The organism is Collinsella aerofaciens (assembly GCF_040910265.1).
GTDB classification, from domain to species: Bacteria; Actinomycetota; Coriobacteriia; order Coriobacteriales; family Coriobacteriaceae; genus Collinsella; species Collinsella aerofaciens_BK.
Genome location: NZ_JBDGAW010000011.1, coordinates 48,448 through 64,848 on the forward strand (window position 1 = coordinate 48,448; position 16,401 = coordinate 64,848).

Annotated in this window: 15 protein-coding genes; 9 read left to right on the forward strand and 6 right to left on the reverse strand. The window is 59.8% G+C overall.

What is annotated here, in order from left to right; genetic code table 11:
• Positions 1–105: 105 nt before the first annotated feature.
• The 4 genes from ruvC (at position 106) to AB5Z14_RS06090 (ending at position 4,126) form a co-directional block, all read left to right on the forward strand.
• Entirely contained in the window at positions 106–627 is a 522-nt protein-coding gene (ruvC, locus tag AB5Z14_RS06075; protein WP_035137351.1) for a crossover junction endodeoxyribonuclease RuvC, read from the forward strand.
• Positions 627–1,247, forward strand: a complete 621-nt coding sequence (gene ruvA, locus AB5Z14_RS06080) for a Holliday junction branch migration protein RuvA (RefSeq protein WP_368130717.1) — start codon at positions 627–629, stop codon at positions 1,245–1,247. The genes ruvC and ruvA overlap by 1 nt, the downstream gene beginning before the upstream one ends.
• Positions 1,247–2,314 carry a Holliday junction branch migration DNA helicase RuvB gene (gene ruvB, locus AB5Z14_RS06085; protein ID WP_368130718.1) on the forward strand — a complete coding sequence of 356 codons (1,068 nt, stop codon included), beginning with the start codon at positions 1,247–1,249 and terminating at the stop codon, positions 2,312–2,314. The genes ruvA and ruvB overlap by 1 nt, the downstream gene beginning before the upstream one ends.
• A gap of 144 nt (positions 2,315–2,458) precedes the next feature.
• A complete protein-coding gene (locus AB5Z14_RS06090; RefSeq protein WP_368130719.1) occupies positions 2,459–4,126 on the forward strand; it encodes a formate--tetrahydrofolate ligase in 1,668 nt (555 codons plus the stop codon).
• Between the two features lie 65 nt (positions 4,127–4,191).
• Here the strand turns inward: AB5Z14_RS06090 and AB5Z14_RS06095 are convergent, their stop codons facing one another.
• Positions 4,192–4,428, reverse strand: coding sequence for a hypothetical protein (locus AB5Z14_RS06095; protein ID WP_368130720.1), 237 nt, complete (start codon positions 4,426–4,428; stop codon positions 4,192–4,194).
• Between the two features lie 137 nt (positions 4,429–4,565).
• Here AB5Z14_RS06095 and AB5Z14_RS06100 point away from each other — a divergent pair, with 137 nt between their 5' ends.
• Positions 4,566–5,555 (forward strand): hypothetical protein, encoded by a 990-nt coding sequence (locus AB5Z14_RS06100; protein ID WP_368130721.1) that lies wholly within the window; start codon positions 4,566–4,568, stop codon positions 5,553–5,555.
• A gap of 12 nt (positions 5,556–5,567) precedes the next feature.
• Here the strand turns inward: AB5Z14_RS06100 and AB5Z14_RS06105 are convergent, their stop codons facing one another.
• Complete coding sequence (locus tag AB5Z14_RS06105) at positions 5,568–6,749, reverse strand: cation diffusion facilitator family transporter (protein ID WP_117803033.1); 1,182 nt, start codon at positions 6,747–6,749, stop codon at positions 5,568–5,570.
• Between the two features lie 218 nt (positions 6,750–6,967).
• Here AB5Z14_RS06105 and AB5Z14_RS06110 point away from each other — a divergent pair, with 218 nt between their 5' ends.
• Positions 6,968–8,305: a TFIIB-type zinc ribbon-containing protein gene (locus AB5Z14_RS06110; RefSeq protein ID WP_368130722.1), complete on the forward strand. Its 1,338-nt coding sequence runs from the start codon at positions 6,968–6,970 to the stop codon at positions 8,303–8,305.
• Positions 8,306–8,362: 57 nt separating this feature from the next.
• On the opposite strand, the gene AB5Z14_RS06115 is transcribed toward AB5Z14_RS06110, so the two are convergent.
• Complete coding sequence (locus AB5Z14_RS06115; protein ID WP_368130723.1) at positions 8,363–9,412, reverse strand: PDDEXK nuclease domain-containing protein; 1,050 nt, start codon at positions 9,410–9,412, stop codon at positions 8,363–8,365.
• A 168-nt stretch (positions 9,413–9,580) separates the two neighbouring features.
• On the opposite strand from AB5Z14_RS06115, the gene AB5Z14_RS06120 reads away from it, so the two are divergent.
• Positions 9,581–9,850 (forward strand): hypothetical protein, encoded by a 270-nt coding sequence (locus tag AB5Z14_RS06120; protein WP_117842636.1) that lies wholly within the window; start codon positions 9,581–9,583, stop codon positions 9,848–9,850.
• Between the two features lie 94 nt (positions 9,851–9,944).
• On the opposite strand, the gene AB5Z14_RS06125 is transcribed toward AB5Z14_RS06120, so the two are convergent.
• The 3 genes from AB5Z14_RS06125 to AB5Z14_RS06135 form a co-directional block, all read right to left on the reverse strand.
• A complete protein-coding gene (locus tag AB5Z14_RS06125) occupies positions 9,945–12,434 on the reverse strand; it encodes a phosphatidylinositol-specific phospholipase C (protein ID WP_368130724.1) in 2,490 nt (829 codons plus the stop codon).
• A 306-nt stretch (positions 12,435–12,740) separates the two neighbouring features.
• A complete protein-coding gene (locus tag AB5Z14_RS06130) occupies positions 12,741–13,334 on the reverse strand; it encodes a hypothetical protein (RefSeq protein WP_349090023.1) in 594 nt (197 codons plus the stop codon).
• 240 nt (positions 13,335–13,574) lie between these two features.
• On the reverse strand, positions 13,575–14,177 hold the full coding sequence (locus tag AB5Z14_RS06135) for a hypothetical protein (RefSeq protein WP_368130725.1): 603 nt from the start codon (positions 14,175–14,177) through the stop codon (positions 13,575–13,577).
• A gap of 377 nt (positions 14,178–14,554) precedes the next feature.
• On the opposite strand from AB5Z14_RS06135, the gene AB5Z14_RS06140 reads away from it, so the two are divergent.
• Both AB5Z14_RS06140 and AB5Z14_RS06145 read left to right on the forward strand, forming a co-directional pair.
• Entirely contained in the window at positions 14,555–15,187 is a 633-nt protein-coding gene (locus AB5Z14_RS06140; protein WP_055250908.1) for a cyclodeaminase/cyclohydrolase family protein, read from the forward strand.
• Positions 15,188–15,189: 2 nt separating this feature from the next.
• Complete coding sequence (locus AB5Z14_RS06145; RefSeq protein WP_117564484.1) at positions 15,190–16,044, forward strand: bifunctional 5,10-methylenetetrahydrofolate dehydrogenase/5,10-methenyltetrahydrofolate cyclohydrolase; 855 nt, start codon at positions 15,190–15,192, stop codon at positions 16,042–16,044.
• The last annotated feature ends 357 nt before the right edge of the window (positions 16,045–16,401 follow it).

The following is a 16,401-nucleotide window of genomic DNA, read 5'->3' on the forward strand; positions in this document are numbered from 1 at the left end:
CTTGCTTTAAGCACTTTGCCCCCGTTGTGTTATTCTAGAACAGACGTTCGTGAATGATGCGCGGGGCCTTGTCTTGCGCTGCGCTTGTGGCGAGGGGAGGTTGGCTTGGTTATCTTGGGCATTGACCCCGGTTTGGCCCATACGGGTTGGGGGATTATCGAGGAGCGGCGCGGCGAGGTTCGCTGCCGTGCCTACGGTTGTATCGAGACCAGCGCGGGTAGTCCGCTCGCGGTGCGCCTGTCGCATATCGCCCGCGACCTCAAGGGCGTCGTGGAGCGTTATCGACCCGATACCGCTGCCATCGAGAGCATTTACTTTGGCGCCAACGTTCGCTCGGCCATCCCTACGGCGCATGCCCGCGGTGCCGCGCTCGTGGCGCTTTCGGAATGCGCGCTCGAGATTGGCGAGTACACGCCTATGCAGATTAAGCAGGCTGTTGTGGGCACCGGAGCCGCGGACAAACGGCAGGTCGCGTATATGGTTCGTACGCTCACGCAGCTCGACCACGACCCGCATCCCGACCATGCCGCCGATGCCCTGGCTTGCGCCATCTGCCACGTAAACCTCAGCCGCACCCGTGCCCTTACCGGTGGCGAGTTCTATCAACAGAGAGGAACCGGATACTGATGATTTCCCAGCTCCATGGAACGCTTGTCGAGGCCACGATGAGCTCGGCCGTCGTCGACGTGTCGGGCGTTGGCTTTGAACTCGGCATCTCGGGCAGCACTGCGGCCACGTTGCCGACGCCCGGCGGCGAGGTCCGCCTCTACACGCGTATGCAGGTGCGCGAGGACGCCATGACACTTTTCGGTTTTTCTTCAAAGGATGAGCGCACGATGTTCGACCGGCTCGTGTCCGTCTCGGGCGTTGGCCCGCGCTTGGCGCTCGCCGTACTTTCCACCTATACCGTGGGACAGCTGTATTCCCTGGTGGTGGCCGAGGACGACAAGGGCATGGCCAAGGTGCCCGGCGTGGGCAAAAAGACCGCCCAGCGCCTCATCTTGGAGCTCAAGAGCACCTTTGCCAAGGACAAGGGCTTTGTGCCGGTCGATGCGATCCCCGGTCAGGTTGCGATGCCCGTGCCCGCCGCCGCTCCTTCGGCGATCGATGACGCCCGTGCGGCACTCCTTTCCATGGGCTTTAGCCCGCAGGAGACCGATGTCGCTCTGAGCGGGTATGATGGGCAGGATATGCGTGTCGAGGATTTGCTCGGCGCGGCGCTTAAGCGACTCGGAATGGATGCGTGATGTGGGAAGCCGATGACTCTCAGGACCTGTGGGCGACGCCCGGCAACTCGCCGGCGGCATCCATGGCGCACGGCGAGCGCATGGTGGGCTCGGAGCTGACGGCCGAGGACCTCGACGTCGATCGCACTTTGCGCCCCCAGCGCCTGGACGATTACTGCGGCCAGGAGCATATCAAGCAGAGCCTGCGCGTGTTGATCGAAGCGGCGCAGAGCCGTGGCGAGACGCTCGACCACGTGATCTTCTCGGGCCCTCCGGGTCTGGGCAAGACCACGCTGGCTACGGTTATCGCCAACGAGCTGGGCGCTCAGATCAAGACCACGAGTGGCCCTGCCATCGCGCGCACCGGCGACCTGGCAGCCATCCTTACTAACTTGCAGCCGGGTGATGTGCTGTTTATCGACGAGATCCACCGCCTCAACCGTTCGGTCGAGGAGGTCCTGTACCCCGCGATGGAGGACTTTGCCCTCGATATCGTGATTGGCAAGGGTCCGGCGGCGCGCTCGATTCGCCTGGATATTCCCAAGTTTACGCTGGTGGCGGCAACGACCCGCTCAGGCATGTTGACCGGCCCGTTGCGCGACCGCTTTGGCATTTCATATCGCCTGGATTACTACACGGTCGAGGAACTCGCGCAGATTGTTACGCGCTCGGCGACTATCCTGGGCGTGACGATCGACCATTCCAGTGCACTCGAGATCGGCTCGCGTTCGCGCGGCACGCCACGTCTTGCCAACCGCCTGCTCAAGCGCGTGCGCGATTACGCACAGGTGCGCGGTAACGGCCCCATCGAGCTCGATATCTGTCGCCAGGCGCTCGAGTTCTTCGAGATCGATGAGCTCGGTCTGGACTGGATGGATATTCGCATTTTGGAGACGCTCGCTAAGACGTTCTCCGGTCGTGCCGTGGGACTTACGACCCTTGCCAGCGCGGTGGGCGAGGACCCGGGCACGCTCGAGGATGTCTATGAGCCGTATCTGCTGCAGTGCGGGTTGATGATTCGTACGCCGCAGGGCCGTCAGGCAACCCTTCGCACCTTTGAGCACCTGGGGATTGAACCTACCGTTTAGGGCGCTTTGTTTTGGCGGGCTGTTGGGCTATCGCTGGGCATCGGGTAAACATATCGCCGTTCATCGGTTATGGGTGTTTTACTATTGCGCGCCCGTGCTATGCTGAATTGGTCTTTTTCTCATTCGGTAACGAAAGGACCGCCCATGCCTACTGACATCGAAATCGCACGTTCTGTCACGCCGCTGCCTATTACCGAGGTGGCCAAGAACGCCGGCGTCGACGTTAAGCACCTTATTCCGTACGGCTTCGACAAGGCTAAGGTCGACTATTCGCTGCTCAACGAGCCGACCGATCACCAGGCCAAGCTCGTCCTCGTGACCGCTATCAACCCAACGCCTGCGGGCGAGGGCAAGACCACCACGACCATCGGTCTGGCCGATGGCCTGCGTCGTCGCGGCGTCAAGAGTGCCGTGGCCCTGCGCGAGCCTTCGCTCGGCCCCGTCTTTGGTGTTAAGGGCGGTGCTGCCGGCGGCGGCTGGGCTCAGGTGATCCCCATGGAGGATATCAACCTGCACTTTACCGGCGACTTCCATGCCATCGGTGCTGCCAACAACCTGCTGGCCGCCATGCTTGATAACCACATCCAGCAGGGCAACCAGCTTGGCATCGACGTTAAACGCATCACTTGGAAGCGCGTCGTCGATATGAACGACCGTCAGCTGCGCCACGTCATCGACGGTATTGGCGGTAAGGCCCAGGGCGTGCCGCGCGAGGACGGCTTCGATATCACCGTCGCCTCCGAGGTCATGGCAATCCTGTGCCTGTCTACGAGTATCAGCGACCTCAAGGAGCGCCTGGGCGAGATCGTCGTCGGCTACAGCTTTGCCGGCGAGCCCGTCCGTGCCCGCGACCTTAAGGCCCAGGGTGCCATGGCCGCGTTGCTTAAGGACGCGCTCAAGCCCAACCTGGTGCAAACGCTCGAGGGCACGCCCGCGTTTGTCCACGGCGGTCCCTTCGCCAACATTGCCCACGGCTGCAACTCTATCATGGCTACGCGTATGGCGATGCGCTTTGGCGATGTCGCTATTACCGAGGCCGGCTTCGGTGCCGATCTGGGTGCCGAGAAGTTCCTCGACATTAAGTGCCGCATGACGGGCGTTCGCCCCAGCGCCGTCGTGATTGTCGCTACCGCCCGCGCGCTTAAGTACAACGGCGGCGTTGCCAAGGCCGACCTCAACGAGGAGAACCTCGAGGCTCTCAAGGCCGGTATGCCCAATCTGCTGCGTCACGTCGACAACATCCAGAACGTTTATGGTCTGCCCTGCGTAGTCGCCATCAACCGCTTCCCGACGGACACCGAGGCCGAGCTTGCTCTCATCGAGTCCGAGTGCCAGAAGCTCGGCGTCAACGTTAAGCTTTCCGAGGTCTGGGCCAAGGGCGGCGAGGGCGCGCTCGAGCTGGCCGATGAGGTCATGCGTCTGATTGAGCAACCGAGCGAGCTCAAGTTTGCCTATGAGGACGGCGCCGATGTGGCCGACGCTCTCGAGGCCATTGCCACCAAGGTCTACCGCGCCGATGGCGTTGACTTTACGCCGGCCGCCAAGCGCCAGCTCGTCGAGCTGCGCGAGAACGGCTTTGGTAACCTGCCGGTGTGCGTCGCCAAGACGCAGTACAGCTTTAGCGACAACGCCAAGGCTCTGGGCGCTCCCGAGAACTTCCGCATCACCGTGCGCGAGCTCAAGGTTTCCGCCGGCGCCCACTTTGTGGTCGCGTTGACTGGCAGCGTTCTGACCATGCCGGGCCTGCCCAAGGTGCCCGCGGCCGAGAACATCGACGTCGATAACGACGGCAACATCACTGGCCTGTTCTAGGCCTGTTGCCCCTAGCTACCTGCCCGCCCCGCCGTGCCCCCAAGGCCCGGCGGGGCTTTTGTTTTCTAGCCGCGTTGAAGGCCGAAGAGCTTGGCGTTGCGCTCGGCGACCATCATGTTGATATCGGCGATTTCCATCTCGCCGTCAATGTAGGGCTGGTAGGTGCCGTATGGGTCGCCAGCCCCCAGGCTGCAACTGCCGCAGTTATCGCAGCTGCCGTTTCCGCAGCCGGCGAGTGTCAGCTTGATGATTTCCTCGCGCTCGACACGCGTCGTGTCTTTGATGAGCTTACTTTTTGCCATAACGTTTCTCGATTCGCTTGTTGCCACCTGTCGCGCATGTCTTGTAGATACCGACGGGCTCTGCCCATCATAGGCTTTTGCGCGGGTAGAATGCATGGATAACGTGATGCTCACGCGCGACGGAAAGGAATCGTTGCATGGATCAGGACAAGACAACCGTGATGGGCGGCTACGGTTCCGCGCAGGCTGGCGATAGCGCCGATGCGACCCGCGTTGTTCCCAACCGCGGTTATACCGACCCCGCCGCGACGCAGCCTTCTGCCGAGCCCACCCGGGTTATGGGCTATGGCGACACGGCGCAGGATTCTTATGCTGCATCTTCGCAAGGCCCCTATGGCAACGCAGCTCCGGACCCGTTTGATTATGCGCCGCAGGATTCTTATGCCGCCTCGACACCGAATCCCTATGATGACCTGCCGCAGAATCCTATTCCGCAGCCTCAGCAGACGACGTATATGCCTTGCACGGCGCAGCCTCGCTACGAGTCGCGCGAGCCGTATCGCGAGTACCCCAAGTCGATTCCGCAATATGGCGAGGACGAGGAGAAGAAGCCGTCGCGTTCGTCGAGCGTGATCAAGAAGATCCTCATCGTGCTGGCGATCTTCTTTGCGCTGTCGGTTGTGTTTGCCATTGTGTCGGGCATGCTCAACAAGCGAGGGAGTTCAACGGCCGATACCGCTGCCGAGCAAACCGAGTCCGCCTCGTCTAGCACCGTCGATCTGAGCGATATCCCGGGGCAGTACTGGTCCAACGCCAAGAAGCTCCTTAAGTCGCGCGGCGCCGATCTTTCGAATGCCGTGGTCCTGACTGATGATGGCTCAACGCCCGTCGTCGATGCCAACTGGATCGTTACTTCTGCTTACTATAACGACAGCGGCAACCTCGAAATTCAGCTCACGCACAAGAACAGCTCGGGCAACTCGTCCGACGGCCAAAGCGGTACCGACGGCTCGAGCTCCAATACGCTGGAGGACTTGAGCAACAAGGCACAGGAGCTTGGGGATAAGGCCCAAGAGCTGGGTGATACGGCTCAGAACCTGGGCGACACCGCTCAGAACTTGGGCGACATGGCGACGGATGCCTGGAACGCCCTACAAAACGGCATCTCGGGCGCGCAGGGAAACTAGCTGTTAAGCGGGCTACAGCTGCTCGGCCGGACGCTCGGGCGAGCTGAAGCCCGAATCAAATGTGACGACGCACGAGACGTTGGGCCGGCGCTCGTGCACGATGCGCGTGACGAGCTCCAGCAGCTCCTCGTCGGATATATCAAAGCCGTCGGGACGCACCAGGTCAAACGAAACGAACCCGTCGTGCTCGTGCAGGTCGTGGATGGAGAGTGCGGGGTCGATCTGCATGATGCCGCGCTTGACCCAGCCGCGCAAATCATCGCCGGTTGTCGCGATGGGGTCGCAGTGCAGCGTGATGTCAATGCCCATCTGGCGCTTGATGTCGTGCTCGATGGTGTCCAGGATCTCGTGATGTTCAAACGCGTCGCCCTCGCCGGGCATCTCCACGTGGGCGCTGGCAAACTGACGACCGGGGCCGTAGTCGTGCACCATCAGGTCGTGTGTGCCCAAGACCTGCGGATAGGACATGATCTTGTCGCGGATTGCCTGGACGAGCTTGGGGTCGGGCGCTTGCCCCAGCAACGGGCTGATGGCGTCGCGCACCAGGCCCATGCCACTGATGCAGATGAAGACGCCCACGCCCAGGCCCGCCCAGCCGTCGAGGTCAAAGCCGGTCGTCTGCGAAATAAGCGCTGCGGCCAGGACCGATCCCGAGGTGATGACGTCGTTTTTGGAGTCCTGTGCTGTGGCGATGAGTGTTTCGGAATCGATACGGTTGCCCAGCGCACGGTTGAATGCGGCCATCCAGAATTTGACGAGCATGGACAAGACGAGAGCGGCTAGGGAGACCAGCGTGTAGGCGGTGGGGGAGGGCTTGATGATCTTAGTGACCGACTCGAGGATCAGGTTGATGCCGACGGCGCAAACCAGGACGGCGACAAACAAGCCGGCTAGGTACTCGTAGCGGCCGTGGCCATAGGGGTGGCCTTCGTCTGCAGGGCGGCTGGCAAGGCGGAACCCGAGCAGGCTCACGATGTTGCTCGAGGCATCGGAGAGGTTGTTGAAAGCGTCGGCGATGAGGGAGACGGAGCCGGCGAGCAGGCCTGCGATGCCCTTGGCCAGGCACAGGGTGATGTTGAGGCCAATGCAGATGAGGCTTGCGGCGAAGCCCGCGTTGGTGCGGCAGGAGGCATCGACCGGCTCGCCCTCGCTGCCGGGAACAAGCGTATGTACCAGCCGATTTACAAATAGCATAGCGGTCGTCCTCACAATCATGTTTAAGGGGATAGTGTAGCTCGCGCGGAGGCGCTGTGCACCGATGCTCAGAAAATGCAGCAATGGTCTGCCGGTGCTAACGAGCGAGCCTTCTCGTTTGCCTGGGTGGTCCATTTTGGGCCACATGGGTATGGGCATGTGCCTGTTTGCTCGACATACTTAATGTCGACAGCCCCTGTGCAAAGGAGGACGTTTCCATGGACGAGATGTTTGCCATTAAATGTCAAAACTGCGGCGGCCCTATGTACTCGCACCAGGCTAAGCGCAGCTTTGAGTGTGCCTATTGCGGCGCGGTCATTCCGTGGCAGGCGGACGCCGGAGAGCCCAAGAGCGCTTTGGGCATTCGTCATACGCCGTTGACGGTGGTGGATGGATTGCTCAAGCTCACGCATGTGTCGCAACTCGAGCGCCCGGAGGACCCGGACTGGTATTTCTTCAATTCGTACTGGCGCAATCAGTCGGTCCTGGAACATCTGCTGTGGGAGGACCGCGGCACGGCGCAGGAGTTCCAAGAAGCGACGCACGTGAGCATTCCTTGTCCCTTCTGCGGAGCGTCCTTTGAGGGCTTGTCAACGCAGCGTGTGTTTGAGTGCCCGTCCTGCGGCAACAAGATCGGCATTGCCGACCTGCTCAAGCCCGGTACGTTTAGCAAACGTCTGACCATGGGCGTGGGTGCGGAGTATGTGCCGGAGCAGGGTATTCCCTGCGAAATCTCGCCGCAGCAGGCACGTGCCAACGCGCTGCAGCTGGTGCGCCAGTACCCCGACGCCTTTGTCGGGCACGACGTGGAAGATGCGATCCAAAACGACATGATGCTCTTCTACTTCCCCATGGCGCTCGCGGATTTGCGCATGATGGCGAGCTTCCCGGGCAAGGGCCTGAGCAAGGAGACCCTGGTGTACTACGAGGTGCTCGACTGGGCGTATCCGAGGGCAAACTATCTGGATGTTCGCCTTATGGACATTCTGGAGCCGTGGGACTTTGCCAAGGTTGGGCCGTTTGATCCGGCCATGCAGGAGGGTGACTTCCGCGTTGTCTCCGTCGATGCGTCCACCAAGGACCAGGTGGTCATTGATAAGCTGGCGCTCGACGTTGCCGGCAACGATGCCGAGGCGGTGCTGGGGCTCAATAAAAAGAGCATTCGCACCTGGGCGCGCAAGGCCCGCAAGCATAAGGACGGTCTGGTTATGGTGCCGGTCTACTTTGTCGATCGTCCGGCGACGGACAGCCGCGATGGCGAGCAGGTGCGCATTGCCGTAAACGGCCAGACGGGCCGCGCGGCCGCGGTGGTGTTTAGCGACAAGCGCGAGACGCATATCGTGGCGCCGCTCAACCCGAGCGTGATGCTGTCGAGCGAAAGCACCGTGCACGCCACGCCCATCGAGGTCAAATACGTTAAATCGCCGTTCCTATACCAGATCGTGCGCCGTGGAGGCGGCGAGCAACCGCGCCAGGTTGCAGCGGTTGCCGAGGATTCCTACCGAGAAGAAAAGCCCAAACGCCGCGGTCTGCTGGGTGCGCTATTTGGGAAGTAGGGAAGCGCAGCGCGGGACGGCTCACAGGCGTGCGGGCGTTTCGGTCGCAACGTGCTGCTATCCTTGCACTTCGCCATTAGTCGCTTCGTTGATGGCGCGGTACTCGGCACTCAGCTCGCGCGCCAGCTCTTCCTTGCTTGGAAGATACGGCAGGTATTTGGCGGCAAACACTTGGTCGTTGTCTTCGGGCAGCGTGTACTCGACGATCGAATCGCTTTTGTCCGCGCAGAGCACGATGCCTATGGGCGGATTGTCGCCTTCGTTCATGAGCTCACGCGTGTAGTAGTTCACATACATTTGCATCTGGCCCAGGTCCTGATGCGTAAGGTCATCGGTCTTAAGGTCGATGAGCACGAAGCAGCGCATCAGATAGTTGTAAAAAACAAGGTCAATATAGAAATGGCGCCCATCAAAGGTGATGCGCTTTTGGCGCGCCTCGAAAGCGAAGCCACGGCCAAGCTCCAGCAGGAACTTCTGAAGATGTGTGATGAGCGCCTGCTCTAGATCGCTCTCGCGAAACGCAGTATCGTCCGAGAAACCTAAAAACTCCAGTACATATGGATCGCGGATGATATCCTCGGGGCGACGAGCTGGGGCGCTCTTTTGGATTTCTTGGGTGACAGCCTCCTTGTCTTTGCTGGCAAGTAGGTGCTCGCGGAACATGGTGTTGATCTGGCGTTCGAGCTGGCGCGTGCTCCAGCGAGAGTCGGCGCATTCGTTCATGTACCAGGTGCGAGCTTCGGGGTCAGGAATGCGTATTAACCTGCGGTAATGTGTCCAGCTCAATTCGGGACGCAGTGAGTCCCGAATTGGAAATGCAAGATAGAACTGACGCATTTTGCGCAGCTCTCTTGCTTCAAAACCTTTACCAAAATCCTTGGTAAGTCTGATTGCGAGGGCCTTGAGCAGCGCCTCTCCATACTTGGCGCGCTCCTCTCCGCCCTGCTCATCAACTATGCTCTTGCCGATCTCCCAATACGCCTCAACCATCGCAAAGTTAACGGCGGTATAGGCCTTGTCGCGAGCGGCGTTGAGAATCGAGGAAACCTGCTTGTAAAAACCTTCGGGCACGATTGCCGATTCTCCACGGTTTACCAGTTCGCCCATCACTGTCGCCCCACTTTCCTCTTGTGGAATGCATCTTTATCTCATCTAGTTTAAAGCCTCGCGCGGACACGAATTGCTGTGCTGTCTGGCACCTTCGCATGGGAGCCTTGCGGTGACTAAAATGTGGCAATAGAGACAGTTTTAGCGAACCCCACGGGAGTGACGCGTATGGACAACAACACGCTGCTATTCCAGGACAAAGGTTCGGGTAGGTTTAAAGACGTTAAGATCTACCCCAATCGTATCGAGGTGCTCAAGAAGGGCACTTTTGGCGGCAGGCACACCGAGATTGTCTACCTTAAGGACATCACGGGGGTCAACAGGATCAAGGGTCGCGACGTTTTCCTGCGTAACAGGCTGTTGACCGCTTGCGTCTTTAGCCTGAGTAGCCGTGCGAAGGCCCAGGAATTTGTGAAAGCGCTGAACATGGTGATGTAGCCGATAGCGGCGTTCGGGCCAAGGTAAAAATCAGGGGCACAGAACGGTGTTCTGCGCCCCTCATCGAGTTGATGCGCCCAAAAGGCCGGTTGGCCTATTCGCTAGCGCCTTCGTCACTTTCATGGTCACTGGCAAGCATTGCCGCGCCGGCGACCGTTGTCGCCACGGCGGCAGCGGCGAGCCCGGCGGCGATACCAGAGCCGTCGCCCGTGTCGGCGAGTTTTCCGGTCGAGCCCTTGCTCTTGTTGCCGCCGCCGTTCTTGTCGGCGCCGTCTGCGTTGGCGCCGGTACCGGTGCCGGTGCCGCCCGCGTTGCCCGAGGCTGCAACGGTAAAGCTTGCGGCTCCGTCGCTGGCGAGCGTGTAGTTCTGCGCCGCGTCGCCCAAGAGACCGTTCACGCGCACCCAGTACGTTCCTGCGGCAAATGTTTCGCCCTCGGCCATTGCCGTGCCCGGAGCGCCGTCTGCGTCGTGCACAAACTCGAGCTGGGCCGTGCAGGCATCGGTTTCGAGCTTGCCCTCGAGTGATGCCGCAATCTTGGCGCGCACGTCTTCGCCGGCCTTAAGTCCTTCGAGTCCCTCAAAATGGGGCGTCAGCGCGCGTGGATCGATATCGATGGGCACAGAGCCCTGCAGCCCCGTAACGGTCTCGTTGCCCAGGGCGTCGACATCCACGTATTCAATGGCAAACGCATGGCCCGAAGCTGTCGCGTTGAGCGCGTTGCTGCTGTCAGCAAGGCGGAAATGACCCTCGCCAACGGTCTTGCCATCCTGGAATGAGGCATCGCTCAGCGAGTCGCCGTACGTCATGCGCATGCGGGTCGGGAGATAGTACGGGAGATAGTACGAAGCCGTCTGCTTGTGCTCCGTATCGTAATTGCGCTGGTAGATGCTCCGGGCCAGCGCCGCATCAACAAAGTCGGATGCGATGATGCCAATGTGCTTGAGGTAATCTGACTTTGTATCCTCGGTGCCGCTGGGATTGATGTACGGGCTCTTATACAGATGCTCGTTGACTACTCGTGCCGAGGTAAAAGGATTGCCTCCGTGCGACAAGCCCGTGCAGCTGGTGTAGTTGATAGACCAGCAACGCTCCTGGACTTGCACCTTGGCCCCGTCATCGTCCACGACGTCCACCTTGTTGCGCGTGCGCCCGGTCGTTTCCTTCAGCGCATTATCGACCCAGCTGAGCTTGTCGGTTCCCGTGAGTTTGTACTTGTCCTGGGCGTATACCTTGGTGCAATAGGGCTCTTTGTCGCCTGTTTCCCCCGCGGCTTCAAAGCCCCGCGCGTCTTGGACGAGACACATAGTGGCGCTGTCGGAGTGAGCCTTGATCTTGTCATCCCATTCGGTAAGGTCGAGGCCCCACGTGTGGCCGCTTACACTGTTGCCGGCGAGCCTAAATCGACGCAGCAGAACGATCTTTCCGCGCACCTCGTGTAGCGCGGGGATTCGGCTCGACGTATAGAACAGTTTGGGGTTGTCGTCCAAAACCTTGGCGAAAGCCGTCGTAACACTTTCGTCGGTAGCCTCGTCGTTGCCTCGTGATACAAGCATGACGAGCGCTTCTGTCGGGTTTTCGTTCAAAAACGTTTTGAAGTAGCCTATGACATCGGAAAGATGCATAAAGTACGCGTCTTTTTTGAGCAGGTAGTAATCCCCGTGGTCGATACCGGGGTCGTCGCCCTTTCCGAGCCGGATATCAAAATAGCGAATGCCTTCGAGCAACTGCGTGGGAATGTAATCCTGCTGGCATTTTACTTGCGAGGATTGGGGCTCAGTGTCGTTGTCCACGCTGCAGGTGCCCGAATCGTGCGTACCCGGGATGCTCAGCTCGTCGAGGAACTTGTTGTCGTCGACGTATTTCATCCAACATGGCCCATCGACGTAGCTGCTGTACGTGATCCAGTCGAGGCTGCTAACCGTGGCATCGTTCTTTTTCATGTCGTAACCGATAAGTTCGAGCTCCCACGGAATGCTCTTACTCTTATGGCAGATCTTATTGTTGTCCTGGTCTTCGCCGTTCGATTCTATTGCCAGGTACTTAATGTCTTTTTTCTCGGTTTCTTTCTCGACCGTGCGGTCTCGGATGATATAGGTTCCGTTTGATTGACGCTCGAACGCAAAAGCGCGGCTGGGCTTGTTGTCATACTCGCCGCCCCATACGTGGATGACCTTTCCATCTTTGTCAGAGTCGTCGTCGACCGACCAAATGCTGTAGCCCGTCTTTTTATGCTCTTCGAAATTGAGCAAGGTGCGGATAGCATACCAGTTTGTATCGTCATTCTTGGTCGTTACGTTCTCAAGGATGAGCTTGCTGGACGTGCCGTCGTTAAACAGGTGGCAGACGTTGCCGCGAACGTTGCCGTCTTGGTTGACGCTCGCGGTGCGAAAATAGCCCGCGGGGCGAAGGCGAATGACGAACTTGTCGAGGGTGGCCGCCGGTGTGGGCGTGTCTTCTGCAAATGCCGCGCGCATGGGAAGGCCCAATCCCGCGGTTTCGGGCAGGCTTGCAAGCGGCGACAACGCCGCAAGTCCTAGGCCCAGCGTAAACGCTCGACGACTGATGGCGTGGTGTTCGGTCATAACTCCTCCATTCGCAGGGTGCGGTAATGTGCTCATTTTGGTCACTATACTGCCCGGATGTTTAAAGGTGTCGTCTTAAATTGTGTGCGCGGCGCTATAAATCGGCGGGCGGACGTGTTTGGGTGCTTGCCGTTTTCGTACCGTTGCCACATTTGGGGTGGTTCCGGCGTCCGGCATCCTCGCGTTCGTCAGGTGCCGGCATAAGAAAGGGAGGGTCGGTTTACCGGCCCTCCCTTAGTACGAAACGCTGGGGCACCGTCGCTTGTTTGCACTGCGCCCGTGTTTCCCGCTGCGCTCGCCAGTTGCTTAGCGCTTGATCTCGATATCGTCGAGCTTGACGTCCATGGCCTCGGTCTTGGCTTCGGCGATGTCGTCGGCAAATTCCAGAGACTTCATCATGGTCTCGACGGCGTCCTTGTGCTCCTCGACGTTGTCGATGCTCACGTATACGCTGCCGCCGCCTGCTTCGGTGAAGTACTCAGTCGTCACGCCGCCCGAGTGTGTATAGGAAGCGTTGCGCCAGGTCTTGCCGTTGTACTTGACGGGATCATTCTCGGTCCACTCAAAGTTGGCCTTCCATTTGGCCTCGTAGTCGAACAGCTCGTCAGCGTTCTTGTCAGAGTCGAAGACGGGGATGAAGCGGTCGCTGGCGTGCTCGCTCTCGGTGAACTTAAACTGGGCCCTATCGGCCGTGTCGCCTGCGACGTCCGTGATTTCGACGCCCTCGGGCACCTCGACCTTAAACCAGATGAAGTCGGTCCTCATATCCACGGCTGGCTTTTCTGCGCCGCCGCCACCGCCACTGCCGGTAGCGCCGCCGCTTCCGCCGCAACCCACCAGGGCAACTGCGGCAAAGAGACTGATGCAGAGGGTGAGAATCGCAAAGGCCTTCTTTTTCATGGTCGTGTCCTCCTCGATCTGTAACCGCCCATGGATTACCTGCCTTTACTGTACGCGTGGACGGCTCGCTAGGGTGGGCCATGTGTCCCATTCTGAGGGCTGGAATTGCGCCGACAAGTGGCAATATGCGCGGGTCCAAAAGAGGGGAGGGCCGATGCTGTCGGCCCTCCCCGGGTTGGGCGCCCGTTGTTTTAATGGGCGCATGCGCGCTGGTGCGCGTAGGCGCGTGCGGGTGTCCCGTTACTTGATCTCGATGCTCGAAATCTCGACTTCGCGTGCCTCGGAAACTGCCTCTGCCATGTCATCGGGGAACTCGATGGAGTTGAGGAGCGCCTCGGCTTCTTTCTTGTGCTGGTCGAAGTTCGAGATGAGGACGTAGACGCTTCCCGGCTCAACGTCGGTAAAGAGGAGGGTTGTGATGCCACTGTTGTCCTCGTACGTTCCGACGAGCCACGTCCTGCCGTTATACTCGACGGACCCGCCATCCTTCCACTGGAACGTATCCCCCTTCTTTTCCGCCTGGTCGGCGTGGGATTCCTCGGCAGTCAGCGCTTTTTTCCAAACGGGGATAAAACGATCGGCCGAGGCGTTCTCGTCTTCGGGGAAGGTGAGCTGGACCCTGTCGGCATTCTTGCCGGCGGAGTCGCTTACGCCGACGCCCTCGGGCATCTCGACCTTAAACCAGATAAAGTCGGTCTTCTTGGCGACGGGGGCCTTTTCCTTGCTTTCGCTCTTGGCGGTGCTGCCGCCTCCGCCCGATGCGCTCCCGCCGCAGCCGACAAGGGCAAATGCGGCAAAGAGGGCGACGCAAAGGGAAAGGATCGATAGGGTCTTTTTCTTCATGGTGGTGTCCTCCTTGTCTGCCAGGGACATCGTGTGCCGCGGATCGCTGGGGCGGCGGTTGCGCGTGCACATGATGACTTTGTTTGCTGTGCGGTGATTCCTCCATTCGTCGTCCGGTGCCGTGATGAGCGTTGCCCCAACATGGGGCTCCTTACCTATATGTATGCCCCAGTTGCCGCTGCCCGGGAGTCTCGAAACGTGGGCCATGTGTCCCATGTTTGCGTTGGCATGGCCTATCGTTCTTCATAGAAATCCGCGATGGCCAGGTGCGCTGACGCCCATGTGCTTATGGGCTAGACTTAGCACCATTACGTGTTCGATGCGGTTGGTCGGCGGTTGCCGCCTGACCGATGTATATGACTTGAAGGTGCGTGCGTATGAGCCAAGAGATGATGGATAAAACCTGTCGAGAGTTTGCCGAGGCACTTGCCGCACGCGAGCCGGTTCCCGGCGGTGGCAGCGCGAGCGCCTTTGTGGGCGCGCTGGGCGCCTCGCTTTGTGGAATGGTCGCTCGTTATGGTGCGACCAATCCTGCGCTTGCCGATCGCGCGGATGACCTGACGCGCGCATTTGCCCAGGCAGATGAGTTGGCCCAGGAGCTTGTCGAGTTGGTTGCCGAGGACGTTCGTGCATATGGGCAGGTGTCCGCGGCGTACGGTATTCCGCGTGGCGATCCGGCTCGAGCGACCGCGATTCAGGATGCGCTGCATGTGGCCGCTATGCCGCCGTATCGCATTATGGATGCCTGCGGGCGTGCACTGGCGCTGCTCGAGGACATGGCCGACAAGGGTTCGCGTCAGCTGCTGTCCGATGTGGCGTGCGGCGCCGTGTTCTGCCGTTCCGCTATGCAGGGCGCGAGCTTGACGCTCTTTGCGAACACCACGTCTATGAAGGATCGCGCTCGTGCTGAGGAGCTCGAGACGGCGTGTGATGAGTTGCTCGACATGTGGTTGCCGCGCGCCGATGCGCTGGCGCGCCGCGCCGCCGACGCCGCAAGGAAGAGGGGATAGCCATGGCTGAACTGCTGAAGGGTGCCCCCGTTGCTCGCGCTTTGACTGAGGAACTTGCTGCTCGCTGCGTGGCTTTGCGCGAGCGCGGCGTTGTGCCGACGCTGGCTATCGTGCGCGTGGGTGAACGCGAGGACGACCTATCCTACGAGCGCGGTGCGCTCAAGCGCTGCGAAAAGGTTGGCATTGAGGCTCGCCGCGTTTTGCTTCCCGCCGATGTTTCGCAGGACGAGCTGTTGGCGGCCATCGAGGACATCAATACCGATTCGTCTGTTCATGGCTGCCTGATGTTCCGCCCGCTGCCCGCCGGCCTTGACGAGGACGCGGTTGCCGCGGCACTCGATCCTGCCAAGGACGTTGACTCCATGACGCCGGCTTCGCTGCTCACCACGCTTTCGGGGCGCGGCGAGGGTTTTGCCCCCTGCACAGCCGAAGCCGTGCTTGCTTTGCTGGATCATTACGGCGTTGAGCTGGATGGGGCCAAGGTCGCGGTCGTTGGTCGGTCGCTGGTGATTGGCCGTCCCGTTGCCGCCATGCTTACGGCTCGCAATGCCACAGTGACGACGTGCCATACGCATACGCACGACCTTGCTGCCGAGTGCCGTGCTGCCGACATTGTGGTTGCCGCCGTTGGACGCGCGCGTACGATTGACGTGGATGCGGTTCGAGAGGGCCAGACGATCATTGATGTTGGCATTAATTGGGACGAGGCCGCTGGCAAGTTGGTGGGTGACGTCGATTCTGATGCTGCGGAGCCGGTCGTTAACGCCATCACGCCCGTGCCGGGCGGCGTGGGCGCTGTGACGACGGCGATCCTCGCCAAACACGTGATCGAGGCGGCCGAGCGCGCATCGAAATAGGCGTTTTGGGCTGTTTGAGGGGTTAGCTCTATACCCCGTGGACAAAAAATGCCAAATATGAGTACTGTTGCCAAGATAGTCACATATTCTTTAGGTCAAATAGGCTCTCTAACGATATTTATTATCGATAAAGAGCCTATTTTATTGGACCTATGAGGAATTACATCATCTAATTTTTGAACAAATGTAGACTTTTGGCACCCATACGTAGCAAAATTGATGTTACTAAATTGGTGACAGTACTCACATTTGGCATTTTTTGACCACAGGGGTTGCCAGCGGGTAGCGCGCAGAGATGTGGTGTAAGAGGCGGGGCATGCCCCGCCTCTTCCCTTTCTTGAAAGGGAGGGGACACCG